This is a genomic window from Streptococcus parasanguinis ATCC 15912 (assembly GCF_000164675.2).
GTDB classification, from domain to species: domain Bacteria; phylum Bacillota; class Bacilli; order Lactobacillales; family Streptococcaceae; genus Streptococcus; species Streptococcus parasanguinis.
Map to the genome: position 1 here is coordinate 1,492,177 of NC_015678.1, position 26,904 is coordinate 1,519,080.

Annotated in this window: 26 protein-coding genes; 4 read left to right on the forward strand and 22 right to left on the reverse strand. The window is 43.6% G+C overall.

From position 1 onward, the window contains the following. Positions 1-351 precede the first annotated feature (351 nt). The 15 genes from nrdG to HMPREF0833_RS06870 form a co-directional block, all read right to left on the reverse strand. Entirely contained in the window at positions 352-957 is a 606-nt protein-coding gene (gene nrdG, locus HMPREF0833_RS06805; protein ID WP_003014547.1) for an anaerobic ribonucleoside-triphosphate reductase activating protein, read from the reverse strand. 4 nt (positions 958-961) lie between these two features. Next, complete coding sequence (locus HMPREF0833_RS06810) at positions 962-1,462, reverse strand: GNAT family N-acetyltransferase (RefSeq protein WP_013904309.1); 501 nt, start codon at positions 1,460-1,462, stop codon at positions 962-964. 37 nt (positions 1,463-1,499) lie between these two features. Then, positions 1,500-1,640 (reverse strand): hypothetical protein, encoded by a 141-nt coding sequence (locus HMPREF0833_RS10815; protein WP_003002079.1) that lies wholly within the window; start codon positions 1,638-1,640, stop codon positions 1,500-1,502. Between the two features lie 11 nt (positions 1,641-1,651). Beyond that, entirely contained in the window at positions 1,652-3,862 is a 2,211-nt protein-coding gene (gene nrdD / locus HMPREF0833_RS06815; protein ID WP_041818508.1) for an anaerobic ribonucleoside-triphosphate reductase, read from the reverse strand. A 122-nt stretch (positions 3,863-3,984) separates the two neighbouring features. Further along, positions 3,985-5,823 (reverse strand): glycosyltransferase family protein, encoded by a 1,839-nt coding sequence (locus HMPREF0833_RS06820; RefSeq protein ID WP_041818509.1) that lies wholly within the window; start codon positions 5,821-5,823, stop codon positions 3,985-3,987. A gap of 164 nt (positions 5,824-5,987) precedes the next feature. Continuing rightward, entirely contained in the window at positions 5,988-7,523 is a 1,536-nt protein-coding gene (cls, locus tag HMPREF0833_RS06825; RefSeq protein ID WP_003014523.1) for a cardiolipin synthase, read from the reverse strand. A gap of 275 nt (positions 7,524-7,798) precedes the next feature. After that, positions 7,799-8,209 (reverse strand): SP_0198 family lipoprotein, encoded by a 411-nt coding sequence (locus HMPREF0833_RS06830; protein WP_013904313.1) that lies wholly within the window; start codon positions 8,207-8,209, stop codon positions 7,799-7,801. Between the two features lie 76 nt (positions 8,210-8,285). After that, positions 8,286-9,518, reverse strand: coding sequence for a bifunctional folylpolyglutamate synthase/dihydrofolate synthase (locus tag HMPREF0833_RS06835; protein WP_013904314.1), 1,233 nt, complete (start codon positions 9,516-9,518; stop codon positions 8,286-8,288). Between the two features lie 157 nt (positions 9,519-9,675). Next, entirely contained in the window at positions 9,676-9,981 is a 306-nt protein-coding gene (locus tag HMPREF0833_RS06840; RefSeq protein ID WP_003001941.1) for a DUF1292 domain-containing protein, read from the reverse strand. Between the two features lie 22 nt (positions 9,982-10,003). Further along, a complete protein-coding gene (gene ruvX / locus HMPREF0833_RS06845) occupies positions 10,004-10,423 on the reverse strand; it encodes a Holliday junction resolvase RuvX (protein WP_003014525.1) in 420 nt (139 codons plus the stop codon). Continuing rightward, complete coding sequence (locus HMPREF0833_RS06850; protein WP_003002070.1) at positions 10,423-10,689, reverse strand: IreB family regulatory phosphoprotein; 267 nt, start codon at positions 10,687-10,689, stop codon at positions 10,423-10,425. The genes ruvX and HMPREF0833_RS06850 overlap by 1 nt, the downstream gene beginning before the upstream one ends. A 123-nt stretch (positions 10,690-10,812) precedes the next feature. Then, positions 10,813-11,409, reverse strand: coding sequence for an SP0191 family lipoprotein (locus HMPREF0833_RS06855; RefSeq protein ID WP_013904315.1), 597 nt, complete (start codon positions 11,407-11,409; stop codon positions 10,813-10,815). A gap of 134 nt (positions 11,410-11,543) precedes the next feature. Further along, entirely contained in the window at positions 11,544-11,942 is a 399-nt protein-coding gene (gene spx / locus HMPREF0833_RS06860) for a transcriptional regulator Spx (protein WP_003009108.1), read from the reverse strand. 87 nt (positions 11,943-12,029) lie between these two features. Further along, complete coding sequence (gene recA / locus HMPREF0833_RS06865; RefSeq protein WP_013904316.1) at positions 12,030-13,175, reverse strand: recombinase RecA; 1,146 nt, start codon at positions 13,173-13,175, stop codon at positions 12,030-12,032. A gap of 119 nt (positions 13,176-13,294) precedes the next feature. Continuing rightward, complete coding sequence (locus HMPREF0833_RS06870; protein ID WP_013904317.1) at positions 13,295-14,563, reverse strand: competence/damage-inducible protein A; 1,269 nt, start codon at positions 14,561-14,563, stop codon at positions 13,295-13,297. Between the two features lie 372 nt (positions 14,564-14,935). Between HMPREF0833_RS06870 and HMPREF0833_RS06875 the strand changes: the two genes are divergently transcribed. Then, on the forward strand, positions 14,936-15,967 hold the full coding sequence (locus HMPREF0833_RS06875; protein ID WP_013904318.1) for a S66 family peptidase: 1,032 nt from the start codon (positions 14,936-14,938) through the stop codon (positions 15,965-15,967). A 62-nt stretch (positions 15,968-16,029) separates the two neighbouring features. Here HMPREF0833_RS06875 and HMPREF0833_RS06880 read toward each other — a convergent pair whose 3' ends face one another. Genes HMPREF0833_RS06880 through mutL form a run of 3 tightly spaced genes read right to left on the reverse strand, consistent with a single transcriptional unit; the run spans position 16,030 to position 19,160 of the window. Continuing rightward, positions 16,030-16,593, reverse strand: coding sequence for a DNA-3-methyladenine glycosylase I (locus tag HMPREF0833_RS06880; protein WP_013904319.1), 564 nt, complete (start codon positions 16,591-16,593; stop codon positions 16,030-16,032). Positions 16,594-16,602: 9 nt separating this feature from the next. After that, complete coding sequence (gene ruvA / locus HMPREF0833_RS06885) at positions 16,603-17,196, reverse strand: Holliday junction branch migration protein RuvA (protein WP_013904320.1); 594 nt, start codon at positions 17,194-17,196, stop codon at positions 16,603-16,605. A 20-nt stretch (positions 17,197-17,216) separates the two neighbouring features. Then, entirely contained in the window at positions 17,217-19,160 is a 1,944-nt protein-coding gene (mutL, locus tag HMPREF0833_RS06890) for a DNA mismatch repair endonuclease MutL (RefSeq protein ID WP_041818388.1), read from the reverse strand. Between the two features lie 249 nt (positions 19,161-19,409). On the opposite strand from mutL, the gene HMPREF0833_RS06895 reads away from it, so the two are divergent. Then, positions 19,410-19,850 (forward strand): LytTR family DNA-binding domain-containing protein, encoded by a 441-nt coding sequence (locus HMPREF0833_RS06895; protein WP_003018046.1) that lies wholly within the window; start codon positions 19,410-19,412, stop codon positions 19,848-19,850. After that, positions 19,844-20,299 carry a DUF3021 domain-containing protein gene (locus tag HMPREF0833_RS06900; protein WP_013904322.1) on the forward strand — a complete coding sequence of 152 codons (456 nt, stop codon included), beginning with the start codon at positions 19,844-19,846 and terminating at the stop codon, positions 20,297-20,299. Before HMPREF0833_RS06895 ends, HMPREF0833_RS06900 begins: the two co-directional genes overlap by 7 nt. A gap of 237 nt (positions 20,300-20,536) precedes the next feature. Here HMPREF0833_RS06900 and mutS read toward each other — a convergent pair whose 3' ends face one another. Both mutS and argR read right to left on the reverse strand, forming a co-directional pair. After that, positions 20,537-23,086, reverse strand: a complete 2,550-nt coding sequence (gene mutS / locus HMPREF0833_RS06905) for a DNA mismatch repair protein MutS (protein WP_013904323.1) — start codon at positions 23,084-23,086, stop codon at positions 20,537-20,539. 120 nt (positions 23,087-23,206) lie between these two features. Continuing rightward, entirely contained in the window at positions 23,207-23,647 is a 441-nt protein-coding gene (gene argR, locus HMPREF0833_RS06910; RefSeq protein ID WP_003009125.1) for an arginine repressor, read from the reverse strand. A gap of 104 nt (positions 23,648-23,751) precedes the next feature. Between argR and argS the strand changes: the two genes are divergently transcribed. After that, positions 23,752-25,440: an arginine--tRNA ligase gene (gene argS, locus HMPREF0833_RS06915; RefSeq protein ID WP_013904324.1), complete on the forward strand. Its 1,689-nt coding sequence runs from the start codon at positions 23,752-23,754 to the stop codon at positions 25,438-25,440. A gap of 104 nt (positions 25,441-25,544) precedes the next feature. Here argS and nrdI read toward each other — a convergent pair whose 3' ends face one another. Then, entirely contained in the window at positions 25,545-26,000 is a 456-nt protein-coding gene (gene nrdI / locus HMPREF0833_RS06920) for a class Ib ribonucleoside-diphosphate reductase assembly flavoprotein NrdI (protein ID WP_003018043.1), read from the reverse strand. A gap of 61 nt (positions 26,001-26,061) precedes the next feature. Then, positions 26,062-26,577 (reverse strand): ABC transporter permease, encoded by a 516-nt coding sequence (locus HMPREF0833_RS06925; RefSeq protein WP_003018024.1) that lies wholly within the window; start codon positions 26,575-26,577, stop codon positions 26,062-26,064. Positions 26,578-26,904 lie beyond the last annotated feature (327 nt).

The window sequence follows — 26,904 nt, forward strand, 5'->3', positions numbered from 1 at the left end:
TGTAAACGATCGTATGCCTTGCATATTTATGCATAGAAACTAAAAAAAGGCTGGACCAAAATGCCCAACCTCCAATGAATGATCGTCATCACTATATAGCGCGCTGATATATTGTTCAAAGTCCCGCTTTGAGGGAGTGACTTACGAAATAAATTTCTTTCATTTTTTTCGTATTTCTATCCCAGAGCTCATCTCGCATCTTCTACCTCCAACACTCTCCAGGGGCGTTTGCCCATTACGAATCTGAGACTATTGAAAAAATTTGGAAGTCTTTTTAAACTAAGACTAGAAATACGAAAGCAGAACGATTTTTAAATAAAATTCGTTCTGCCCTACTTCTTTACAAATGCTCTATAGCAAATCATCCCGTTTGACCTGTTCAAAACTTTCTTTGCCATCATTGAGCTTGTCCCAGATGACAACCTTTCCTTCTTTTAATGATTTTTGAACATCAATAATCCGCTGGTTAGAAGACCCTCGGAACTGCAACATGAGGTTGCGTTTACTCTTATCATAGCGGCCATCGACCAGAATATCAATCAGTGAGAGAAGCTCTAGTTTGTCTGGTGTCTCTAGCATCATTTCTTCCCAGGTGTAGCCTGTCCATGACCAGATGTCTTTTTCCGGCAATTCTTTCCGAATGCGTTTAACGAGAGGCAAAAGAATTCCAGTATTCAGGAATGGCTCTCCACCGAGTAGGGTCAAACCTTGAACATAAGGTTGGGCCAGATCTGCCATGATCTGCTCTTCTAACTCTTTGGTATAGGGAATGCCTGCATTGAAAGACCAGGTTGCTACATTGTAACAGCCCTCACAGTGAAACATACAACCCGCCACATAAAGGGAGTTGCGCACCCCTTCTCCATCGACAAAGTTAAAAGCCTTGTAATCGATGATGCGTCCTTGACTCAGCTCCTCACTCTTCCATTCGCCTGGTTTTGGTGTATTCCATGTCATCCTTCTACTCCACTTCTATCCAATAACGCTCCGTTCCATTTCGAACATCTTCAAATTGGCCGCCATTAGCTAAGATAACCGCTCGGCTGGCAGGATTTTCCGTGCTACAAGTCACCAGAGCACGATGGATGTTCTTTTCTTTAGCTACTTGCAGACCTTGATGGAGAGCTTCCTTGGCATAACCTTTTCCCCTTTCAGAAGGGCGGATGGAATAACCGATATGACCAGCATAATTCAGCAATCCCTCATTTAGTCTCAGCCGTAGATTCAAAAAACCTAAAGCATGACCTGAGTCATCAAACAATACGAACTGAATTGATGGGACGCGATTTTCAGGCAATCCTATTCCCATTTCTTTATTAAGGTTAGTTTCTAGCCACTCCTCATAATCAAAGTTTTCAGCATCCCAAAAGCCGCCATCGTGGGCTGATTGAGTCTGTTCAAACTCTGCCATCATCTCTAAAATTGTTTCTTTATCTGCCAATGTCGGTCTGCGTAATTCCATCCTTACCTCCCCATAAGAGAAAAGCGAGAGCGGACTCTCACTTTTTCTTATTTTTATTTAAAAATTGCTCTCTCAGGCTGGCTACTCGGTCTTTTTTATTGATTCCACCCTTTGAATGCTTCTCGTGGAATCGTTGAACCTGAGCCTTACCTTTATCATCTAATTGATATTTTCCCATAATGTCCTTTTCTAACCTGTCACTTGGTGGCCAGCTGATTTGATAGTGGATCCATTCATGTGTTTGACCCGTGCAGCGATTTCCTTATGACGGCCATTGACCATCGGACGAGCTTGAGGGTTTCCTAGATAACCACAGGTCCGTTTGACCACATCAACCGTTTTCGGATCGCTGTTGCCACAGTTTGGACAAGCAAATCCGCGCTCAGTCGGCGTGAAATCTCCTTCAAAATCACACTTGTAACAACGGTCAATCGGCGTATTGGTTCCGAGATAACCGACCCGGTCATAGGCATAATCCCAAACCGCCTCAAGGGCTTTTGGATTTTGTTGGAGCACAGGGTATTCACAATAGTGGATAAAGCCACCAGAAGCTCCAGCTTCAGGATAAACTTTTTCAAAATCCAACTTCTCAAATGGCGTTGGGTTCTTACGAACATCGTAGTGGAAACTATTGGTGTAGTATTCCTTGTCTGTGATATCCGGAACCTTACCAAATTTCTCCGTATCCAGACGACAGAAGCGGTCTGTCAAGCTTTCTGACGGTGTCGAATAGATAGAGAAGTGGTAATCATACTGGTCAGACCATTCTTCCACGCGCGCTTTCATATCCTTGATGATATCAATCGTGAATTGTTTTGCTTCTGGATTGTGTTCCCAATTTGGACCATAAAAGACGGTTGCGACTTCATAGAGTCCGATATAGCCAAGAGAAACAGTTGCTCTGCGATGACGGAAGAGCTGATCTACCTGGTCATATTTACCCAAGCGTTTCCCGAAAGCCCCATATTGGTAGAGAATCGGTGCATTGGCTGGTGTTGCTTCTTTGGTGCGTTCCACCCGGTAAACCAAGGCATCTTCAGCGATGTTCATCCGTTCATTAAAAATTTGCCAGAATTTTTCCTTGTCGCCGTCCGACTCCAAAGCAATCCGGGGTAGATTGACTGTCACGACTCCAAGATTCATCCGGCCAGAATTGACTTCCACACCATTCTCGTCCTTCCAACCTTGAAGGAAAGAGCGACATCCCATCGGCACCTTGAAGGAGCCTGTTAATTCTACAATCTTGTCATAAGACAAAACGTCTGGGTACATGCGCTTAGTGGCACATTCCAAGGCCAATTGCTTGATATCATAGTTAGGAGTTCCAGGTTCTAGGTTGAGCCCCCGCTTGAGGGTAAAGATCAGCTTTGGAAAGATGGCTGTCCGATGTTCCGATCCAAGTCCCTTGATTCTAATTTCCAAAATCGCCTTTTGGATTTCCCGTTCGAAGCGATTGGTTCCAAGACCAAAGCCAAGCGAAGTAAAGGGAGTTTGTCCGTTCGAGGTAAAGAGCGTATTGATCTCATATTCCAGCGATTGCATGGCATCATAGATATCTTTTTGAGTCTTGCTCCAAGCATAGTCCTCTTGCTTTTCAGGAAGTACCCACTCTTTGGCATCTGCCAAGTGTTTTTGGTAGTTCTTTTCTGCATAAGGGGCCAAGACTTCATCGATCCGGTCAGCTGAGCACCCCCCGTACTGACTAGAAGCTACATTGGCAATAATCTGCGAGATTTGTGCCGTTGCAGTTTGGATAGACTTAGGACTTTCGACTTCTGCATTCCCAATCTTAAAGCCATTTCTGAGCATGCCTTCAAAATCGATCAAACAGCAGTTGGTCATCGGTGTATAAGGACTATAGTCCAAATCATGGTAGTGGATGTCCCCTTTTTGGTGGGCATTGGCTACGTGTTTGGGCAACATTTTAAGACCAATAGACTTACCAACGATCCCCGCCGTCAAATCCCGCTGGGTATTAAAAACGTCGCTGTCTTTATTGGCATTTTCATTGACGACAGCTTGGTCCTTGTTAAGGAGTTTGCCGATGGTAAAGTTGATGTCCGTCGCTTTTGAGCGCTCAAAATCCCGCTGCGTCCGATAAGTAATGTAGCTCTCAGCAATCGCATATTCGTTAGCTTGAAGCAATTCATGTTCAACGACATTTTGGATCTCATAGATCTTCACGCCATTTGGGAATCGCTCCAAGATCTCTGCGATCACACGATCGACAATGGCTTCTAGTTTGGCTTCCAGCACGGGAGTGAGAGAAGCCACTTCTTCTGTCGCCTTCAACAAGGCTTTATAAATTTTTTCAACATCGAATTGAACACGACGGCCATCTCGTTTTTCAACAAAAATATCCGGGGCCATTCTCAGTTTTTCTTCTCTCAAGGTGATCATACCAAACATGCCTTTCTTCATTCATTTACATACAAGTTGTATTATACCACTCCAAAAATAAAAATCAATATCTTGTGGTGAAAATTCTAAAAAACTTTCCAAAACACAAGATATTGATTTCATTAAGACCGTTGATAGAGTTTGAAATGACGGTATTTCTTCTCAACTAGACGGTAATTTTCTTTCAGCAAGTTCTTCATATCAGAGGTCAACTCTACCTGATTGTTGACTACAATATACTTGGGTTCAGACCGATCGATTTGTTGAATCACATTGGTCCGATTTTCATTTATCCCCAGATAAGAAGTTGGGGTCAATAAAGCAGATGCCGCCAAACGATCGCTTTCTTGATAGAGAGTAGCCGTCGCATCCCAAGCATAGATGGTATCCTTCGACTTGGTGTGATGGTTAATATAGCTGGCAATAGCGCTCCGTTCACTTGATTGGCCAGACTGAAGCACGACATCTTGAACCACTGGATTCGCCAACAGATAGACAAGGGCTACTAGTGGTAAGAAAACTTGGCTCGTAAAGTAAGCAGCCCAGACTTCCTTGTTTTTCTTCTTCCGACCACGACGTTCAGTACCCTCGCTCGCTTCCCCATCACGTGAGAACCAGACTGCAAACAAGGGAAGAACAAATGGCAACATCGGTAACAATTGGTAAGCGCCCTGTTCAGGAAGACCAATAGACACAACGAGGACAACCAGACTACCTACCCATCCCATAAAGCGGAAGATCCGGCGAGCACTGCTACTTTGCTTGGTAAAGGACATCAAAAAGGCAGAAACTAGACCGAAGGCGAGCGCCAACAAGCCATAATAAATGGCATTACTGAAGGCCTGTCCATTACTAAAATTCAAGGCATTAAAGACATAGGTTACTTGGTTAATGGCATAGCCAAAAGTTTGATTCCAAACGGTCACATACCCAATTGGATAAAAGACGAGTGAAAAACCAAGAAGAGTAGCCAGCAATTGATAAAAGCCACGCGCCCATCTTTTCTGCTTGATATTAAAGGCTGTTAATCCAAGGAAGGCCAAGAAGTAGAACAAGGCACTGGTCATTGGATCAATCAGGAAAGCCACAGCTGCAATCGCACCGTAAAGGATAAAACCTTCGTCCTTACGATGCCCAATCAGATAAGCCAAAATAAAATTCATGCTAGCAAATAGGATTGGAAAACTAAAGAAAGTTACATAAGTCCCGCCAAAACCAAGGCCTAGCACCAAGAAATAAAAGAGTAACTGGACATTATTCGCTGTGTCTTTATCAGACACCAGTAAACGCACAACCCGATAGAGATAGGTACCCGAAAAGAAGAGGGCAATCGCTTGGAGAATCATCAAGAGCCAATGGCCACCAGCCAAGCTTCCCAACCAGTTAATCGCATAATAGAGCAGACCATTGGTTCCGTAAAAATCACCAAACGGTACTTGGCCTTTGGTCATAGCCCAGCCAGCATACAAGTTTTGAGATTGTTGATTGGTTGCAAAACGGGTTAAAAACGGCACCCCGACATGCAATAAACTAATCAAGAGACTCAACACAAAAGGAATCGCTAGGGGCACTGGACGCTTGGATTGACGACGGATCGACTCAACTGCCACATCTGCCTCTAGCTCTTCCGTATTCTCTTCTACCTTAGATGCTTCCACTTTTGTCGCTTCAACTCCCGCCTTACGCGAACGACGACTCATCCGACTAAGCGGTTGCTCCGGTTCCTGTTCCGATTCTTGTGTAGGTTCTGCTACTGCTTCTGGCTTTGCATCACGAATAGGCTCTGATACCTCCATTGCAACCGGCTCCTCCAAAGCTTCCGCCTGCTGGCTATGAGTCGGCTCTTCTTCACGAAAGACTGATTTATCTAGCACTTCGCGAATCTCACGTGTATCCTGAAAACTATCTCCCACGTGAATCCCTAATTTTTTCGAAGTCATTTCTTGCTCTTTTTCGCTCATTCTTTTTCCTTTTTCTAGATCTTTGCTCTTTCCTTTTAGAAAAAAGCCCATTATCTTCTCTAGTATACCAAATTCTGCCGACCCTGTCAGCCTCTTATCACATAGTCATATGTAAAAAGAGTCAGGCATCTCGATTCCTGACTCTGATTTTCGTTTTTATACATTTACAACATCGGTGCGAACAATTGCATAATTTCCTTGATTAAGCTTTGGTGCCATGTAAAGCGGAAGGTATCCTCTGTAATTTCTTGAGACACTTCAAAGATATGGTCAAAGTCCTCCCGAATCTTTTTCAAGGCAGGCGTCCGATACATCCAGATGGCATTTTCATAGTGATGGACCAAACTGCGGTAGTCAAAGTTAATCGACCCTACAACCGCCATTTCGTCATCTGCCAGGACTTGCTTGCTATGGACAAAACCAGGTGTATACTCATAAATCTTTACTCCTGCATCCATCAGATCCAAGTAAGCCCCACGAGTTACGATTTGGATCAATTTTTTATCTGGAATATGCGGGGTCACGATCCGAACATCTACCCCTCGAAGGGCTGCATTGCGGATATCCTCTGTCAAATCATAGTCAATGATCAAGTAAGGAGTTGTGATGTAGACATAATCCGTTGCTTGATTGATCATATTTTGATAAACCGTCTTTCCGACCTGCGACTTGTAAATCGGCTTTGGTCCACTCCCATAAGGAATGTAAAGCCCTTCTCCCTCAACCGCCTTGTTTTCAATATGGTAGCGGTCAAAATCCTCGATTTCCCCACGATTGATGTACCAGTTCATGAGGAAGAGTCGCGTTAAGGCCTTAACAGCTCGTCCATCCAAACGGATGGCACTGTCCTTCCAGTGACCAAAACGCTCAATGTGATTAATGTACTCGTCTGCCAAATTGACACCACCTGTATAGCCAATCTGCCCATCAATAACCAAAATCTTGCGGTGGTCACGATTGTTATAAGCCACTGTTAAGCGGGGGATCACCTTGTTAAATTTATGGGCATCAATTCCCATCTTTCGCAACCGTTTGGTATAGTTCCCTGCTAAGGTCGCCATACAGCCGATATCATCATAAAGGAGTTTGACTTCAACCCCCTCTTTTACTTTCTGTTCTAAAATCTCTAGGATGCTGTTCCACATCAAGCCCTCGTCAATGATGTAAAACTCGATGAAGATAAATTTTTTCGCTGCTCGCAGATCCTCTAGTAGTTGCGCATACATCTCCTCCCCTAGAGGGTAAAAGGTCGATGCCGTCCCATTGTAGAGATCCGCATTGTGGTCCATGGATAAAATCGACTTGACCAAGCCATAAACCGCCTTGCTTTCTTGCTTGAGCTCCTTACGCAACTGATGACTATTGTCCTCTCGAAACTTCATAGACTCCATATTTTCCAACTGGATCATTTCCTTCTTGGACAAACGTCGCTCTCCAAACATGAGATATAAGAGCGATCCAAAGACAGGAATGACAGCAATCAAGAGCCAGGTCACCTTATTTTCAGGAGGGGTATTGCGATTGACAATAGCCAAGATCGTCGTCACGTATAAGAGCCCAATGACTGCAACAGATAGCCAATGAGGGAACCACCTATTGAGCCAAAAGAAGGCTGCAAAGGATGCCCAAAGTTCAAAGCCCATAAACAAAATACTAAATCCATATTTGGACATTAACAGACGTAATTTTCGAAAGGTCACAGCATCCTCCTTTTTTCTTTCTACTAGTATACCAATTCTTTTTACCCGATGCAACGACCAGCTAAACCTCCTTTTAGATAGACAAAAAGACTAAAGATATGTCTTTAGCCTCTCAATTATTTTTGGATTGTCGAGCAAGACGCAGTGGTTGAGTGGGCTCTACTACGCTGATTTCATCAGCTTTTACAGCCCTACTCAACTGTGCGGAGGTGGGACGACGAAATCGAATTCTAACGAATTACCGATTTCTGTCCCACTCTCTCTTGTTTCGTCCCTTATTGCTTGGTCAAAACAATAATCCCTTGATCATCCTCTGCTTGCTCCAGATCTTCTAGCGATAACTGATCCCCTTCGATCCGATAGCGATAAGGCTCATCCCCGATACGCATGGATTGATTGACCGGATCAATACTGACCTCTTTGGTCTCTTCTTCTCCATCAGTATCTTGCACCGTAAACGTGCCTTTTTGCCCCGCCACAACTAAGAGAATCATATTTTCCTCGTCCTGTCCTCGATAACTGCCATCTATGGACACTCCTTCTTTCTGTTCTTCACTCGCTGAAGTCACAGTCTGTGATGAAGCAGACGTCTGTTTGCTCGAAGTCTGTGTTGCTTTTTCTTGCTGGCTACAAGCAGTCAGAAAAAGGGCTACCGCCAAGGTCATTATAAACATGATTTTTTTCATTTAGATCGACTCCTTTCGCTATAACCGTACACTATCTACCACCAGTATACGCCAAGAAAGTCTTTAGGTCAATTGTTTACCCCTCTAATAAAAATGCCCTTACCTCCGCAATAAAATACAAGGATCCTGTGACAAATAAGACTTCATCTGGACGACTCTGATCCATAAATTCTTTGATATAGGCCTTGTAGTCAGCTACATAGGGCAGGTCTTGTCGGTCTCCTTGTGCCACCACTTCTCCGTAATGGAAGGTCGTCAAAATCAATTCAGCTTCTGGCAAACCTGTTTGAAGCGTTTCGAGCATCCCGCTATAATCTTTTCGCTTAAGGGCTCCAAATAAAATCTTCACGCGTTTTCCTGCTAAGCTATTGGCAAACTCGATCAAACGCAACATAGCGTGAGGATTATGGGCGCCATCCAAATACAACTGGTCGCCAAACAACTCTAGACGTCCCGGCCACCGCGTCTCTTGTAAGGCCAGTTTGACCTGATCCATATCCACTTCTTGATCTAGACCCTCCATGTAGAGGAAAAAGGCCTCCAAAGCCACTGTAGCATTTTCCCGTTGGTAATCACCCTTCAAGCCCAGAGACGGCAAGACAAGTTCCACGCTTTCATTCCAAAAATGATCCTGCTCTAAGCCAAAATCTTTCTCGAAGGCGTGGAGATCCACAGCTAATTCCTTCGCTTTTTCTTGACAAACAGCTGCAGCTTCATCGGATAAGGGTCCCACTACAGCTTTCTTGCCCTTCTTAAAGATTCCTGCCTTTTGCTGAGCAATTGCGGCAACAGTCCCTCCCAGCGTTTCCTGATGATCAAGGCCAATCGAAGTGATCACTGCGATCTCTCCTGTCACTACATTGGTGGTATCTAGAAGTCCACCGATACCGACTTCCAACAGGACCACATCCACTCCTTGTTCCTTAAAATACAAAAGGGCCATGAGACAGATAATCTCAAAATAAGAGAGTTGATCCTGGGTTTGAAGCAAGGTCTGCTCCATTTGTTGGACTTCTTGACCAATCCGAGTAAAATCTTCATCTGAAATCGGCTGATCCCCAATACAAATCCGATCATGGATACTGATCATATGAGGAGAGGTAAAGGTCCCAACTTTCTTTTCGTGAGCCATCAACAATTGACGCAGAAAGGCGATTGTGGATCCCTTCCCATTGGTTCCTGTCACATGAAGAATCGGATAAGCCTTATCCGGCCTCCCTAAAAGGCTCACTGCCTGCTCCATACGATCCAGTCCCGATCGAAAATTCAGACCGATCCGACTATTCATCCATTGCTCAATCTTATTCACATCTTCCTCCTAAAAGAAAAAAGCGACAAAACCTCTTCTGACGTTTGCGCTCCTTTCTTTTGTAGTTATTTCTTTCTCATTTTTACAGCAAGTCCCCGGGCTTACCAACTTCTTTCCAATTTCTTGGAGTTGGGCTGATACAGTCTCCCAGACTGTATCACTCCTCCATAAAGCTGTTGAAGACTTCTTCGATCATGTCCCATTCTGCATCTGAGTCTTCTGGGATTGGTTGAAGGTCACCTTCTGTTCCGTCTTCGTTTTCTGTAAATGAATATGCTTGGATTTCAACTTCGCCATTTTCATCTTCCTCTGCATTTGCAGGGATCAAAAGGACATAGTTCTTTCCAAATTCTTCTTTGCCATCGATGGTCAAAAGAATTTCAAACAAGGTTTCATTTCCTTGTTCATCCACCAATGTGATTAATTCACGTTCTTCATGGTCGTGGTTATGATCATGTGCCATACTATTCTTCCTCGTTTTCTTTCTAAAAATTACGATCTAAATAATTTTGTAAAATGAGCTGCGCCGCTAACTTATCAATAACTTTTTTGCGTTTGCTACGGCTAATATCTGCTTGCTCAATCAACATCCGCTCTGCAGCAACTGTTGTCAACCGTTCATCTTGATAGTCGACTGGCAACCCAAACTTTTCAGCAATCATCGTGCCATAAGCCTGACTGGCTTCCACACGCGGTCCGCTGGTGTTGTTCATGTTTTTCGGCAAACCCACAACAAAACGGTCCACCTTGTATTGAGCCACTAATTCGGCTAAGCGCTCCAAACCGAATTCTTTTTTGTCTTCATCGATTTGGATGATTTCAAGACCCTGAGCTGTAAAACCGAGAGGATCACTCACAGCAACCCCAACTGTCTTTGAACCAACATCCAATCCCATAATTCTCATTAGAGGTCTATTCCTTGCCCTTTCAAATAATAACGTACCAATTCTTCAACGATTTCATCTCGTTCATATTTACGAATTTGGTTCCGTGCATTATTATAACGAGGTACATAGGCAGGATCACCACTGAGTACGTATCCTACGATTTGATTAATTGGATTGTAGCCTTTTTCATCCAGTGATAAGTATACATCTTTCAAGGTCTCGCTAATTTCCTTACGATTTGAATCATCAAGATTAAAACGTACTGTTTCATCTGTAAATCCCACAAGAACACCCTCTTTCCTTAGAATATTACTATTATACCATAATCAAGAGTTTTCCACAACGGTCAAGTCCTTGATTTTACGGCTTTTTCAAGCATTTTTGAGCTTTTTCAACTAAACTGTTTTTTATTTTTGCTCACTCGCTCCAGCATTGATGAGGTTGTCCGCAAATTGGCTCGGTGTCAGCTTCAACAACTCCGGCAAGTGATTGTTTTTGAAGTAGGTCATACCTTCAGCCTTCTTCACATCCATTGCTTCAAAGTCATAGGTGATGGTCACCTTGTATTCATTCTCATTTTCCAAGGTCAAATCAGCTGTGAAGCCAGGAACTGTCAATGCTTCCTTAAAGGCATCATCCTTGGTAAAAGATTCTCTCAATTGCTTTTGCGCTTCTTCGACTCCAACCTGTTGGATCCCTTTTTTCAGTTCCTCATCAGTTGCCGTCACATTGACGGTCTCTAATTTTTTAAAGGTATTCCCCACATAGGTGACAATTTGCGTCTGTTGTGTGCCCTTATCATCCTTTGGAAAGACAAAGGTTCTTGTAATTACTTGATTTTCTTCAGCTTTTTGTAAGATACTCTTATTATCCTTTTGTAGCTGTTCTGCTTTCGCTTTGATTGCTTTTTGCTCACTTGAGGTTGGCGTTTTCACTTGCTTTTTTTGACCACATCCTGTCAAACACAAGGCAAGTGCACCCAATAAGAAGATTTTTCTTTTCATTTTTCATTCCTTACTAGTTATTGTTTTCTAAAATATTGTATCATAGATTTCGTAAATTGGCGCAGTAAACTGCTATCCATTTCTATTTTGAACAAGAAAAAATCAGAAACAAACCGTTTCTGATTTCAATCGCTTTAAAGTGCAGCACGCATCCGTGCTTCCGCATTTTCTACATTTCGAACAGATCGTGGCAAGAAAGCACGAATATCATCTTCTTTGTAGCCCACTTGTAGACGTTTGTCATCTACTAAGATCGGACTTTTAAGAATACGAGGTGTTTCCATGATGATGTCAATGACTTCATTGACACTCAAGTCTTCGATGTCCACTCCTAGATTTTTAGCGTATCGATTTTTTGAAGAGACAATACTTGCCACTCCATTTTCAGTCTTTGTAAGGATATCCAACAATTCTTCTTTGGTGATTCCTTCCTTACCGAGGTTTTGTTCTTTATAAGTTAGCTGGTGAGCGTTGAGCCAAGTCTTTGCTTTTTTACAGCTGGTGCAACTTGACACTGTATAAATTTTAATCATGCATGCACTCCTTTCGCTACACGATAATACTATCGTATTAAATTATAACACAAAAACCATCAGTCTAGCGACCTATTTTGAAAAAAATTAATCTTCAATTTCAATTGCGTCATCTAAATCTAGAGTTACTTCTTCTACGACAGGAGCTACTTCTTCAGTTTTATCAAGGCTTTTCACCGCTTCGTCTTCTTCGATCAAACCAAAATGTACCCGAACCTTGTGGTCGATTTCGTCAAAAATTTCTGGGTGGTCAGCCAAGAATTTCTTAGCATTTTCAGATCCTTGACCAATTTTTTCGCCATTATATGAGTACCACGCACCCGCTTTTTGAATGATATCCAAATCTGTTGCAATTTTAACCAATTCACCCGTACGTGAAATTCCTTCCCCGTACATGATTTCAACCATGGCTTCTTTGAACGGTGGAGCTACCTTGTTCTTTACAACCTTGATCTTAGTTTCCTTACCAACGTTGGTATCTTTTTGGTCCCCAGTCCCCTTGATTTGAGTATTCCCACGGACATCTAAACGAACCGAAGCATAGAATTTAAGGGCACGACCACCAGGTGTGGTTTCAGGATTCCCAAACATAACCCCAACTTTTTCACGCAATTGGTTAATAAAGATGGCAATGGTCTTGGTCTTGTTGATGGAAGCTCCGAGTTTGCGCATCGCTTGGCTCATCATCCGCGCTTGCAAACCAACGTGGCTATCCCCGATATCTCCATCGATTTCCGCACGTGGTACCAAGGCAGCAACAGAATCGACAACCACCAAATCAACCGCACCTGAGTCGATCAATTTACCAGCAATTTCAAGTCCTTGCTCCCCTGAGTCTGGTTGAGACAAGAGAAGTTCGTCGATATTTACTCCAAGAGCCGCTGCATAAGATGGATCCAAGGCATGCTCCGCATCGATAAAGGCTGCAATGCCTCCTTCTTTCTGTGCTTGAGCTACTGCATGGAGGGCAACGGTTGTTTTACCAGATGATTCTGGACCATAGATTTCGATGATCCGACCTTTCGGATAACCACCAGCACCCAAGGCAATATCAAGCGCCAAGGAACCAGAGCTCATGACTTGTACTTTTTGCTCTGCACGTTCACCCAAACGCATGATGGATCCTTTACCAAAGTCTTTTTCGATCAACTTCAGGGCATCGTTGAGCGCTTTTTCACGCTCATCTCCAAATTTCTTAGTGATATCATCTAATTTTTTCTGTTTTTTCGCCATTCTTTTCTCCTATTTTTTGCTATACAGGAAATGCACTCCACTCACCAACGATTTCCGTCCTTTGAAGGCACATTTTCTATCCATTTTTAGAATTATTCTTCCATTTGGCACAAGCTTCATTATACCAAATTTTCACCATTTAATACAGCCAAGCGTACCAAATTAAAGGCATGAAGAACTGCAATTTCGCGGACATCCGCCCGGCTACGTCCAGCGATATTGACTTGGACACTATCCACTCCATTTGGAGTCGCAAGTCCGATAAAGACGGTCCCTGCTGGATGCCCTTCTAGACTATCTGGCCCCGCAACTCCGGTTAGGCTAACACCATAATCGGATCCTGTTAACTTACGGGCCTGTGACGCCATGGCTTGAGCTGTAAAATGAGACACTACTCCATGTTGCTCCAACTCTTGAGCTGGAATGGACAACATCTTGCTTTTTTCTTCCAAACTATAGGTGACAAAACCACCCGCGAAGATGCTGGACGCTCCTGAAAAATCTGCCAGAGTCGCTTGGAAGAGGCCAGCCGTCAGGCTTTCTGCAGCTGTAATAGTCTTACCAGTCTGTTTCAAAAGATCAAAGGCAACTTTGGCCATCGAATTGTCATCCCCATAACCGTAAAACAGGTCGTGTAAGGGTTGATGGTCCAGGGTGTGGCGTGATAAGATTTCCTTTTCTAAGACATCGAGCTTAGCATCCGCTGAGGCTTGATCCTTCGCCTTTGTAGACAGACGCAAGGTCACTTCTCCTGTCTTGGCATAAGGGGCCACCGTCGGATCACTCTGCTCTTCAATGATATCTGCTAGGATCGTAACCAGCTGGCTTTCCCCAATCCCAAAGAAGCGCAAGACTCTTGAAAAGAGCTGTTCCCCTGTTGTCAAATGAGGCACCAATTGTTCATTGACCATGGGTTTTAACTCACTTGGCGGACCAGGTAGAACGACATAGGTCACATCATCGACTTCAATCAAACCTCCAACCGCGAGACCTGTACGGTTTTGAAGGGGGATTGATCCGGCGATCATTTGTGCTTGTCGCTCATTATTGGGCGTCCGGACATAATCAGGGCGACTGGCAAAGAAGGTGTCGAGTTTAGCAAGCGCTGTCGGATCAAAAACCAGTTCTTTCCCTAAAAACTTAGCAAGGGTTTGCTTGGTCAAATCATCCTCTGTTGGCCCAAGTCCACCGCATAAAATCACCAAATCACTGCGTTTTGAAGCTGTCTCAATGGTCGAGAAGAGACGGCCTTCATTGTCTCCTACCGCCACATGATAATAGACATCAATTCCTAAACTAGCCAATTTTTCAGACAAGAATTGAGCATTGGTGTTCACAATTTGTCCTGTTAGAATTTCTGTTCCAACTGCAATAATTTCCGCCTTCATGGTGCCTCCCACTTATACTATTCGTAATTATCATTTCATTTTAACACAATTTCCTAAATTATTTAAAAAACAGATTGAAGATAAAGTCCATTTTGGACAACTTTCTTCAATCTTTTTCTTTTAGAGTATAAAGTAAAAAACTCTTAGAAATACTATTACATCAGCATTCCTAAGAGTTTTAACTATGTGGTAATCGACTTCTAAAGGGCTATTTTCTATTGTGGATAGAGCTTATCTCTATTCTGAAGCAACCATATCGTGGTTGCTTTTTACTACTTTCTTGATCTAAAAGCCTTCTTCTGACTCTAATTCTTGTTGTTCCCCCTCATCTTTTGTGATACAATAGCATCAATTTTTTTAGGAGGATAATATATGGCTTCTACTATTGGTATCGTAAGTTTATCTAGTGGGATTATCGGAGAGGACTTTGTCAAGCACGAAGTGGACTTGGGGGTCCAACGACTCAAAGACCTGGGACTCAAACCTATCTTTTTACCTCATTCACTAAAAGGCTTAGACTTTATCAAAGAACATCCTGAAGCTCGTGCGGAGGATTTGATTCAGGCCTTTTCTGATGATAGCATTGACATGATCTTATGCGCCATCGGTGGAAACGATACCTATCGTTTATTGCCCCATCTTTTTGAAAATGACCAACTACAAAAGGTTATCAAACAAAAGATTTTTCTTGGCTTCTCGGATACGACCATGAACCATCTCATGTTGCATAAACTAGGAATCAAGACTTTTTATGGGCAATCCTTTTTAGCAGACATTTGTGAATTAGACAAGGAAATGCTGGACTATAGCCTTCACTACTTTAAAGAATTGATTGAGACTGGAAGAATCTCAGAAATCCGCCCTAGTAACGTTTGGTATGAGGAACGGACTGATTTTAGTCCCAAAGCCTTGGGAACACCTCGTGTCAGCCATGCAAATACAGGTTTTGACTTGCTACAAGGCAATGCTCAGTTTGAGGGAGAAATCCTCGGTGGTTGTCTTGAGTCTCTCTATGATATTTTTGACAACTCTCTACACGCAGATAGCATAGACCTCTGCCAAAAATACAAACTTTTCCCTGACTTGTCAGACTGGGAAGGAAAGATCCTCTTGCTAGAAACAAGTGAAGAAAAGCCTGAACCTGACGACTTCAAAGAGATGTTGCGGACTTTGAAGGACACTGGCATATTCGCGGTCATCAGTGGACTCTTGGTCGGAAAACCTATGGATGAAACTTTTTATGACGACTATAAAGAGGCACTATTGGATATCATTGATAGCAATATCCCGATTGTCTATAATCTGAATGTCGGACACGCAACTCCAAGAGCCATTGTCCCCTTCGGAGTCCACGCCCATGTAGATGCAACGGAGCAAGTCATTCGCTTTGACTATAACAAATAAAGCTGAGATGAATTTCTCAGCTTTTTTTCTATATTCTCAGATACTCTAGTTACCTATACTCACTAATCACCGTTTTTCCAGTCACAATCATTCTCATGATCATTGACCAGGCCTGCTGCTTGTAGGTAGGATAGGACCGCAACGGGGCCTGTAAACTTAAAGCCACGCTTTTTGAGGTCCTTGGATAATTTCTCAGATAAAGTCGTCTTAGCTGGTGCTTGACTGTAATCTGAAACATCATTGACGATGGTTTTCCCATCGACAAAAGACCAAAGATAAGCATCAAACGATCCAAATTCTTCCTGGACTTGTAAAAAGGCTTGAGCATTGGCCCGTGTCGCATAGATCTTAGCACGATTTCGGATGATAGCTGGATTGTCCATCAAAGCCTCCAGTTCCTCATCCGTCATCTCCGCGACACTTTGAAAGTGATAGCCATGAAAAGACTCTCGGAAAGCCTGCCGTTTATTGAGGACCGTTTCCCAAGATAGTCCAGCCTGATAGGTCTCCATACAGAGCAACTCAAAAAGTGCTTGGTCATCATGGAGAGGCTGACCCCATTCCTCATCATGGTAGGCTACATAGAGAGGGTTGCTCATTTTGACCCAGCCACAGCGTTTTGGCATCCTCTTCTCCTATTTCACCAACATCTTAAGGGCAGACTTGATATAGTTTTCAGCAGTATCAGAAGTTCCTTCAAAGAACTTCTTGATTTTCTTGAGTTCCGTTGCCTTGTAGCCTAGAGCCAACATGGCTTCCATGGCTTCTTCCAAGGCTTGGTTTTCTTCTGCAACTTTGGCTTTGGACTGAGCCGGTGCATCTTCTAGATCAAGATTGATCTTACCTTCTAGGTCCAAGACCATCTGTTGGGCTGTTTTCTTGCCGATCTTCGGAAACTTGGTCAAGTAAGTGATGTTCTTGCTTTCAATGGCTTGGACAAGGCCTGCATTGTCATCCGCAGCAATGATAGCCAGAGCTGAGACAGGTCCAATCCCAGAGACTGAGATCAAGTTTAAAAAGAGCTGTTTCTCTTCCTCTGTCGCAAAGCCATAGAGAAGGTGAGCGTCTTCACGGACCACTTGGTGCAGATAGACTTGCACCTCTTGATTCATTTTGCCAGAGTAGGCATAGGGATTGGCCACATGCAAGAGATAGCCGATCCCAGCTGTTTCTACCACAATGTATTTAGCAGTGATTTTCGTTAAAATTCCTTTAATGTATTCGTACATAATCTTCCTTTATTGTTTGTTTAATACTTGCCCAATTCCCGTAGACTGGTGTGATTTTCTTGAATACGTCGGAACATCTTTTCCATATCTGACTTGGTAAAGTTAACCAAGACGGGACGGCCGTGGGGGCAGTTATAAGGGTTGTCACATTGGGACAGTTGATAGATCAGGTCGCGTGCAGAGTAATCGTCCAGTGTGTGGTTGGCCTTGATAGAGCGTTTGCAGGACATCATGATAGCCAACTCAGCCCGGTATTTCTTGATGGACACTTCCTTGGTCAAGAGGAGCATATCACACATTTCATAGATACCCGACTCGATCTCTTCCTCCTTCATCCAGATCGGATGCTCACGTAAGATCAACTGGTTGGCTCCGTATTCTTCTAAGTAGACGCCCACTTCTTCTAGGAGGTGCTTGCGCTGTTGTAGGCGGATTAGATCGTCTGCAGGGAACTCAAAGATATAGGGCACCAGCAGTTGTTGCTGACTGCCGTCTACGTCCCCGATGCTCTCCCGGTATTCTTCGTATTTGACCCGCTCTTGGGCCGCGTGCTGGTCAATGATATATAGGCCCCCATTTCCTTGGGCAAAGAGATAGGTTCCATGCATCTGACCAAAATATTCCAACTCTGGGAAGGTCGAATGTTCTTCCCCATCCAATTTATCATAGGCCTTGTCTAGACTAGCCAGATCCAACTCTGGATGATCCAGTTCATCATAAACCACAGCCTTTCTTTCCGCAAACTTGATCGCGCTTGTTGGTTTTTCTACTGGGTTTTCTTGGATTCTAGCTTCAGTAGCAGTCTCATCTGCTAGAGGTCGTTGAGGATCTGCCACTTCTGGTCGAAGCTTGAAATCTTGGCTCTCTCGGTCATAATAGAGGCGGTTTTCTTTTAAAGGCAGGGTTGTCTGTACTGGCTTTTCTGTTCGGCGAATGGTCGACTTGGCTAGATTTTCTAGAGCATCCGGAATCAGGTCCTGCTCTTTCAAAGCGTTCGCAATAGCCTGGGAGATCAAGGCCATCAGTTCTCGTTCTTTGGAAATACGAACCTCTTGCTTGGTCGGGTGAACATTGACATCCGCTAAGTAAGGATCGATCTGGATATTAATGATCGCGAGTGGAAAGCGCCCCACCATGAGTTTACTGCCGTAGCTGTCTAAAATAGCTCGATTGAGCAAGAAATTCTTGATGTAACGGCCGTTGATAAAGAGACTGATGTAATTGCGATTGGCACGAGTCAATTCAGGCAAAGACACAAAGCCCGTCACTTCAAAATCTAGGTCGCGATTTTCAATGGCCACTATCTTCTTAGCAGACGCAAGGCCATAAACACCCGCAATGGCTTGCCGGAGATTGCCAGTCCCCGCTGTTTTGGTCATTTCTTTTCCATCATTGATCAAGGTAAAGGCAATCTCAGGATGGGCCAAGCTCAAGCGATTGAGAATATCCACGATATGGGATAGCTCTGCCTGCTGGCTCTTTAAATACTTGAGACGAGCAGGTGTATTAAAAAAGAGATCTTCCACTGTGATCTTGGTCCCGACAGGGCTTGTCGCTGGCTCCACTTCCTCAATTTCACCACCCTTTGCGACCAATTTGGTCCCGTGGACAGCTCCTTCTTGCGCCGTTAGAAGGGTTAGAATACTGACAGAAGCAATGGAAGGCATGGCCTCACCACGAAAACCAAGCGTTCGAATACGAAAAAGATCCGCTTGACTCTTGATCTTACTGGTCGCATGTCGACGGAGGGCTAAAGCGACCTCATCGTGCGCAATTCCTTCCCCATTGTCTGTAATCCGAATCGACTTCAATCCTGCTTCTTCGATTTCAACAACGATCTGGCTAGCCCCAGCATCGATCGAGTTTTCAACCAACTCCTTGACCACACTAGCAGGTCGTTCAATCACTTCACCCGCCGCAATCTGATTGGCTAAGACTTCTGGCAATTCAATAATCTGTGACATGTCTGCTCCTTTACCTATTTTTTCACCGATACATGTAGCTCTATTATACCACAGATCTACAAGACTCCCTTTCTTAAAAAACGTAGGCTTGTCCCCATCTTCTTCCTTAAAAACCGCATAGGCAAAGAAAACGACCACATAGACAAATCCCCTTGTCTTCCCTTTGGAAAAAGTGTTTAATAGTAGTGTAAAGAAGGAGCCGGGCTAGCAGGCCAACCGACTTTACCCAAAGGAGGGAGAAACGATCTTATGAAAGTTGAAGTACAAATTGATTCCCACTTCCAAGAAGAAGCGGTGATGATCACAGCACCTGCACTGTCTGCGCGTGTAGAGAAAATCCGAGACTTTGCGAGAGAGCTGGATCAAAAAGGGCGCTTACGTGCCAAAAAAGATGGGGAAGCTTATCTGATCGAAAGCCAGCTATTCCAACGTTTTTACATTGAAAATCGGCAAGTGATTGGTGAGACCATGACAGATCAATTTATCCTGACTGGTCCACTCTATCAGCTATCTGAAGACTTACCGACCTTCTTTCTCAAAATTTCCCAATCTGAAATTATTAACACCCAATCCATCGATCACCTGCACTTTACCAGTGGAGGATCGGTGCAAATCTATCTCAAAAATGGGAGTCTGACCTACTCCTCCCGTCGTTACTTAAAAGCCATTAAGGAGAAATTATCATGCTAAAACAATCTTTTTCTGACGCCCTGAAAGGGATTCTCATTGGGCTCATCTTATCCATCTTCTTTTCCTATCTCTTCTCACCTGAGTTGTACCTTCCCTTAAGTCCCAACTCTGCAGTCGGCCACTGGATGTTCTTGCATCATGTTCACGGCTCACTGGTCATGCTCTATTGTGCCCTCGTTTGGGGTGCAATTGGGGTCCTCTTTAGCTTCGGAAGTCTCCTCTTTCAAAAAGACTGGAGCCTCTTACGGGCTACTCTGAGCCATTACCTACTCATGTTACTTGGGTTTATTCCTCTGGCTACTTTGGCCGGCTGGTTTCCAGCACGACTCGGATTTTACCTCTCACTCGTTGTCGAATTCACCCTCGTTTACGTGATCATCTGGTTAGTCTCTTATCATTTTTATAAAAAACAAGTTCAAGAAATCAATCAAAGCATTACTAACCACTAAGAGAAAAAAGACTGGGCAAAAACTGTCCAGTCTTCGATGTTTAATAGGCATAACTGTATGATGCAGTGGTTGATTGGTATCTTTGTTCGCTTATTAAGCTCCAAAGATGACCTATGTGGACGGAAACAATGTTTCCTTTATCTGCAACCTCCAACAGTCTCCCAGACTGTTGGAGCTATGCGGGGGTGGGAAAACGAACTCTTTTTATCCAATCAGAGTTCTTTCCCACTCCCTTTTTTACAATTTCTTTTTCAATTCGGCGACTGCCATCATGACTTCCATGGGAGTCATATTGTAGAGATCCAGATTCTTCAATTCTGTGATCACTGCATTTTCTGTCTCTTCCTCAAAGAGGGACATTTGTTCAGCAACCTGTGAAGACACTTCCTTTTTAGGAGTTGCATCCACAAGCGGTACTTGCTGGGCTTGTCCTTCGAGCTTGGTCAAAATCGCATCCGCCCGCTCCAGCAACTCTTCTGGCAAACCAGCGATCTTGGCCACGTGAATCCCATAGGACTTATCCGCTGGGCCGGGTTCAATCTTGTGCAAGAAGGTAACCTGACCATCTCGCTCCAAGGTCGCAATATGGACATTTTCCAAATGGGACAAGGTCTCTGAGAGTGCTGTCAACTCATGGTAATGGGTCGCAAACAAGGTTTTGGCACCGGTTCGATCGTGAATGTATTCGATGATGGACTGGGCGAGGGCCATCCCATCATAGGTCGCCGTTCCCCGTCCCAACTCATCAAATAAAATCAAGGACTGGGGCGTTGCCTTGCGAATGGCGTGATTGGCTTCCATCATTTCCACCATGAAGGTAGACTGACCCGATACTAGGTCATCAGCAGCTCCGATTCGGGTATAAATTGCATCAAAGATTGGTAACTCGGCCCTTTGCGCTGGAACATAGGAGCCAATTTGGGCAAGAATCACAATGATCGCCAATTGGCGCATATAGGTAGACTTCCCGCTCATGTTTGGCCCCGTAATCAGCTGAATATCCCGTTCTTCATCCATAAAGATGCTATTAGGAATATAGGACTGGGCTCCCATCACTTTCTCAACAACCGGATGACGACCTTTGTCGATCGTGATTCGTCGTTCTTCATGAAAGAGGGGACGATTCAACTGTTGTGACTCAGCGACGCTGGCTAAACTTTGTAAAACATCAACCGTCGCAATCGCCTGAGCTAACTGTTGCAGACGTTGGATATACTTGCCAACTTCTTCCCGAATCCGCATAAAAATCGTATATTCCAGATTTGCAGACTTCTCACGCGCCTCCAGCATATCTCCTTCGATGCGTGCCAATTCCTCCGTACCAAAGCGTTCTGAATTTTTCAAGGTCGCCTTGCGGAAAAAGTGAGCAGGCACGTGACTCAATTGAGAATTGGTGACATGAAAATAGTAGCCGTCCTTCTTGTTGTAATCGATTTTGAGACCTGTAATGCCGCTGGCTTCGCGCTCCTTGGCTTCAATCTCAGCAATCCAACCGGTACCATCCCGAAGAACAACACGGTACTGGTCCAATTGCTCGTCAAACCCAGTACGGATGATATTTCCCTCTGTAATAACAGCAGACGCTTCCGGAGCAATAGCTGAGGTAATCAAGCGATGCAACTCGGGAAGTTCATCCAAGCGTGCAATTAAGACATCTAAGACTGGATCACCAATCCCCAGTAGAATCGACTTGATCGTCGGCACATGCCCCAGAGTATCTCCTAGCCACAAGAGATCCTTAGGATTGATCTTACCAAAGGAAATCCGACTCGCTAAGCGTTCAATGTCATAGACCCCTTTGAGGCTGTCGGTCAAATCGCTCCGTTCAAAGAAATGATCCATAAAGACCTGAATGATGTCCTGGCGCTCTCGAATCCGTTTCAAATCGACTAAGGGTTTCTGAATCCAGGACCGCAACAAACGGCCTCCCATGGCCGTCTTGGTTTCATCCAAATACCAATACAAGCTACCATGTTTCTTCCCAGTCCGTGCATTCTCTGTCAAATCAAGACTAGCCTTGGTCGCAAAGTCCATCTGCAAGAAATCGCAAATCTCATAATGATGGGCTTTTTTGAGGTGACTCAATTCCCGCATTTGTGTCTGGTGGACATACCGGAGAAGTTTTCCAGCCGTTTTCTTTTCTAGCTCACTCAACTGATCCCCTAAGAGTTGAACATCGTCAAGCGCCGTCTCTACATGTGACAGCAAAAGATTCATCTGGCTAACAAACACACGCTCTTCTTGTTCTGGCAACTCATAACCCAGGACCACCTCACGCGCACGTAAATTGCGGATTTCTCCACAAACCATGCTAAAGTCATTGAGGGTCGTCACCTGAAACTCCCCTGTCACCAGATCCATATAGGCTAGCCCAAAATCATTTCCTGAACGATCCAAAGCAACCAGGAAGTTATTCTCACTATCCGGCTTGGTCGAATCCACCACTGTACCCGGCGTAATCACCTGTACGACTTCACGCTTAACGACCCCCTTGGCTTCTTTGGGGTCTTCCATTTGTTCTGCAATCGCGACCTTATACCCCTGTTCAATGAGAACATCAATATACTGCTGGGCCGAGTGGTAGGGAACACCCGCCATAGGGATCGGATTCTCTGCATTTTTATTCCGTGAGGTTAAGGAAATCTCTAAAATTTGAGCTGCAGTCACTGCATCTTCATAAAATAATTCGTAAAAATCTCCCATTCGAAACAGCAAAAAGGCATCCGGATAGTCTTTTTTGATATCTAGATACTGCTGCATTCCAGGGGATATTTTTTCTACTGTCATACTTCTTTATTCCTTACTGTTGCATCATTTGCTGACGCAAGCTCCATAGATGAAAACAGGAGTAGATAGCTCACTATCTTCCTCCTTTTGACATCTCTCTTTCTCTCCAACGGGGCTTGACTACTGCATCATCCCTAAAATTTCATTTTGAATTTCAATGGCTGCATCTTGGTCACGACAGACAATCAAGAGGGTATTGGCCCCTGCTACTGTTCCCAAAATACGCTCATCTGACATTTCATCTACACCATTGGCCAAGAGAGCTGCTTCTCCTAGCTCTGTCCGCAAGACCAAGGTGAATTCTGCTCGTGAGACAGACTTTGCATGGCTGGACAACATAATATAAATCTCTGCCACCTCAGGCTCATTTGGCAAAATATAATACAACTGGTCTTTTCGTTTCACCTTGACTAGACCCAGATCTCGCAAATCTCGTGATAGAGTTGTTTGCGTTACAGCAATTCCTTTTGCTTCTAATCGATCCTGAATCTCTTTTTGAGTCGACAATTTTTCATTTCGAATCATTTGTTGAATCAAAAGGTGACGTTCTGTCTTTTTCATTGGACCTCCACTTTTGAATAAATATACTTTAAATTATACCAAAAAAATTGAAAATTCGCTCAGAATTGTGTTAAAATAATAGTTAAAAGGACTAAGGAGCTAATATGAACAATAAAGAACTCATTGCTAGTGAATTGGCCAAAGTGATTGACTCTCTTGACCAAGATGCTATTTTAAATTTGCTTGAACAACCAAAATCATCTGATCTTGGTGACATTGCTTTTCCAGCCTTCTCACTTGCAAAAGTGGAACGCAAGGCTCCTCAAGCAATCGCTGCAGATATTGCTGAAAAGATCGACCAAAGCGCCTTCGAAAAAGTCGTTGCAACTGGACCTTACGTGAACTTCTTCTTAGACAAATCTAAGATCTCTGATCAGGTAATCAAATCCGTCATCGAAGCAGGTGCAGACTACGGTCAACAAGACGAAGGTCATGGACAAAACATTACCATCGACCTTTCAAGTCCAAATATCGCAAAACCATTCTCAGTTGGTCACTTGCGCTCAACCGTTATTGGGGATGCTCTTTCAAACATCTTCCGCAAAATGGGCTACAACACGATTAAAATCAACCACTTAGGGGACTGGGGTAAACAGTTCGGTCTCTTGATGGTGGCCTACAAAAAATGGGGTAGCAAGGAAGCTGTCGAAGCCAACCCAATCGATGAATTGCTAAAACTTTACGTTCGAATCAACGCTGAAATCGAAAACGATCCTGAGCTTGATGAAGAAGGACGTAAATGGTTCAAAAAATTGGAAGATGGGGATCCAGAAGCAACTGAATTGTGGCAATGGTTCCGTGATGAAAGCTTGGTGGAATTCAACCGTATCTACAAACTCCTCGGTGTTGAGTTTGATAGCTTAAACGGAGAAGCTTTCTACAACGACAAGATGGATGAAGGGGTTCAAATCCTTGAAGACAAAGGCTTGTTGAAAGAATCTAAAGGGGCTAGCATCGTTGAGTTGGATGATGTCAACCTTCCACCAGCTATGATCAAAAAATCAGACGGTGCAACCCTTTATATCACTCGTGATATCGCAACTGCTATGTATCGTGCACGGACTTACAACTTTGTGAAAAACATCTATGCTGTAGGTCAAGAACAATCCAACCACTTCCGTCAGTTGAAAGCTGTTCTGAAGAAAATGGGATTTGACTGGAGCGACGATATGGTTCACGTTGACTTTGGTTTGGTGACAAAAAACCGCCAAAAATTGTCAACTCGTAAAGGAAATATCATCCTTCTCGAACCAACTCTTCAAGAAGCGATCTCTCGTGCCAAAGCTCAGATCGAAGAAAAGAATCCTGAACTTGAAAACAAGGAAGAAGTGGCACATGCAGTCGGTGTTGGCGCGGTTAAATTCTACGACTTGAAGACGGACCGCCGCAACGGTTATGACTTCGACCTCGAAGCCATGGTATCCTTCGAAGGAGAAACTGGACCTTACGTTCAATACGCATACGCTCGTATCCAATCGATCCTTCGCAAAGCCAACTTTACACCATCAACAGATGCTACATACAGCTTGAGCGATCCTGAAAGCTGGGAAATCATCAAGCTTCTCCAAGACTTCTCTCGTGTTGTCAAACGTGCTGCTGAAAACTATGATCCATCCTTGATCGCAAAATATGCCATCAACTTGGCTCAAGCCTTCAACAAATACTATGCACACACTCGTATCTTGGATGAAAGCCCTGAACGCGAAAGCCGTCTTGCTCTTAGCTACTCAACAGCAGTCGTCTTAAAAGAAGCCCTTCGCTTACTTGGTGTCGATGCACCTGAGAAAATGTAAAATGCCACAAGTAGTTGGAACAACTATTCCCAAATAGAAAAAAGGAGATGATTGATCTCCTTTTTTCTTTAAATGAACAAAAAACGCTGAGAAATCAGCGTTTTTTATAAATGATACAAATCCTCTATAATAGTAGCCACTTTTTTGATGTCTCCCAACATCCCCCGCATTTCAAAATCGGCTAACATAGGGAAACCAAAACGTTGGCTGTATTGCTTAGCAGTTAGACAATATTGATTGTTAAAATTCCGATTGCCTGATCCAACCACTCCTAAGCACTTGCTGGCGTTGTCTCCATAAGCAATAAAATCCGCAACATCTGTCGTCAAAATTTCCACATCACCATTATCAACACCATTTCCACCCTCCAAATAGGTTGGCAAAAAAGTGATAAAAGGATTGGTCATTTCAAAGAAGGGCTGGCCCTCTTTGACTAGGTCTTTCACATGAACTTTCTCGATTTCAAGTTCAGGATGGGCTTCCAGCAAGTAGTCACTTAAGCGACGGACAAAACTCTCTGTATTCCCACTCAGACTAATATAAACAAAGGATACTTTCATCTTTTTTCTCCAATCAAGAAGCTCTCTTATCCTCTAAGAGAGCTCCATTCAAACTTATCTATTATGCCCTAGCTTGAGCTTTTCTCAAACGCAAGGTTTTATACAAAACAATTCCAAGGAAGAGAAGGGATAAAGCAGTCAAGAGTAACAAAGCAATGGACGAAGATGCCAGATATCGTTGGCGAAGGGACGGGGTTGAAAAACTAGCTAATAGTGGACGCCCTGCAAAATAATTATAGCAAGAGAAGGCTTGACTTAATAAAATCTGCCCCATGTAAGTATAATGGGCTGTTAACAGATCCTGCTTCATAAAGAGGAAATAGAAAGTTGCCAGTAAGGCAATCAGAATCAGGGAAACAAATAAAAAGGTTAGTGGAGACTGATTGAGTTGGGCTGATTTCTCATAATATGCCACATAGTCAGCCTTGTCTTGAGCCGTTGTTAAACCAAGTTGTTTCGCAAAATCATCTGTCAGCTCAAAACTCTTTGAAGCTCCAAAGGTTGAGACAGCTGAAGTCAGGGTTCCAACCGTAGAGAAAAATAACAGGATGTAAAGATAGATAGGTTTCTTTTTCATACAAACTCCTTTTCATTTCTTACACCCTATTATATCGCGATACAGATAGAAAGGCAAGCGCCTCAAAACCGTGGAAGCACTTGCCTGATCACTGATTCGTTCAAATGAAATTCATTCGGAAAAATAATGTGTACAAAAGATGAAAAAAGACATCGTAACTGTTTTATTGGGATTACTAGAGATATAACGGAGTCCTATAAACATTCATTCGAACACCACCAGTATATCTCATTTCTTTCTTCTTGTGTCATCTATTTCTATTCTGCTTCATTTCGACACGATTTGGTCTATAAAAGCCATTTCCTCTCCTCATCCAAAAACTATTCT

Excerpts from the sequence above, each read along its gene's own strand:
- nrdD (WP_041818508.1), bottom strand. The coding sequence starts at position 3,862 with ATGATCACCTTGAGAGAAGAAAAACTGAGAATGGCCCCGGATATTTTT.
- HMPREF0833_RS06870 (WP_013904317.1), bottom strand. The coding sequence starts at position 14,563 with ATGAAGGCGGAAATTATTGCAGTTGGAACAGAAATTCTAACAGGACAA.
- HMPREF0833_RS06925 (WP_003018024.1), bottom strand. The coding sequence starts at position 26,577 with ATGAAAAAGAAACCTATCTATCTTTACATCCTGTTATTTTTCTCTACG.
- argR (WP_003009125.1), bottom strand. The coding sequence starts at position 23,647 with ATGAAAAAGACAGAACGTCACCTTTTGATTCAACAAATGATTCGAAAT.
- HMPREF0833_RS06840 (WP_003001941.1), bottom strand. The coding sequence starts at position 9,981 with ATGGCACATGATCATAACCACGACCATGAAGAACGTGAATTAATCACA.
- spx (WP_003009108.1), bottom strand. The coding sequence starts at position 11,942 with ATGATTAAAATTTATACAGTGTCAAGTTGCACCAGCTGTAAAAAAGCA.
- nrdI (WP_003018043.1), bottom strand. The coding sequence starts at position 26,000 with ATGAAAGTATCCTTTGTTTATATTAGTCTGAGTGGGAATACAGAGAGT.
- HMPREF0833_RS06820 (WP_041818509.1), bottom strand. The coding sequence starts at position 5,823 with ATGAGCGAAAAAGAGCAAGAAATGACTTCGAAAAAATTAGGGATTCAC.
- nrdG (WP_003014547.1), bottom strand. The coding sequence starts at position 957 with ATGACATGGAATACACCAAAACCAGGCGAATGGAAGAGTGAGGAGCTG.
- HMPREF0833_RS06900 (WP_013904322.1), top strand. The coding sequence starts at position 19,844 with ATGCTAAAACAATCTTTTTCTGACGCCCTGAAAGGGATTCTCATTGGG.
- HMPREF0833_RS06830 (WP_013904313.1), bottom strand. The coding sequence starts at position 8,209 with ATGAAAAAAATCATGTTTATAATGACCTTGGCGGTAGCCCTTTTTCTG.
- HMPREF0833_RS10815 (WP_003002079.1), bottom strand. The coding sequence starts at position 1,640 with ATGGGAAAATATCAATTAGATGATAAAGGTAAGGCTCAGGTTCAACGA.
- mutL (WP_041818388.1), bottom strand. The coding sequence starts at position 19,160 with ATGTCACAGATTATTGAATTGCCAGAAGTCTTAGCCAATCAGATTGCG.
- HMPREF0833_RS06855 (WP_013904315.1), bottom strand. The coding sequence starts at position 11,409 with ATGAAAAGAAAAATCTTCTTATTGGGTGCACTTGCCTTGTGTTTGACA.
- ruvX (WP_003014525.1), bottom strand. The coding sequence starts at position 10,423 with ATGAGAATTATGGGATTGGATGTTGGTTCAAAGACAGTTGGGGTTGCT.
- HMPREF0833_RS06875 (WP_013904318.1), top strand. The coding sequence starts at position 14,936 with ATGGCTTCTACTATTGGTATCGTAAGTTTATCTAGTGGGATTATCGGA.
- argS (WP_013904324.1), top strand. The coding sequence starts at position 23,752 with ATGAACAATAAAGAACTCATTGCTAGTGAATTGGCCAAAGTGATTGAC.
- HMPREF0833_RS06895 (WP_003018046.1), top strand. The coding sequence starts at position 19,410 with ATGAAAGTTGAAGTACAAATTGATTCCCACTTCCAAGAAGAAGCGGTG.
- ruvA (WP_013904320.1), bottom strand. The coding sequence starts at position 17,196 with ATGTACGAATACATTAAAGGAATTTTAACGAAAATCACTGCTAAATAC.
- HMPREF0833_RS06810 (WP_013904309.1), bottom strand. The coding sequence starts at position 1,462 with ATGGAATTACGCAGACCGACATTGGCAGATAAAGAAACAATTTTAGAG.
- recA (WP_013904316.1), bottom strand. The coding sequence starts at position 13,175 with ATGGCGAAAAAACAGAAAAAATTAGATGATATCACTAAGAAATTTGGA.
- mutS (WP_013904323.1), bottom strand. The coding sequence starts at position 23,086 with ATGACAGTAGAAAAAATATCCCCTGGAATGCAGCAGTATCTAGATATC.
- HMPREF0833_RS06880 (WP_013904319.1), bottom strand. The coding sequence starts at position 16,593 with ATGCCAAAACGCTGTGGCTGGGTCAAAATGAGCAACCCTCTCTATGTA.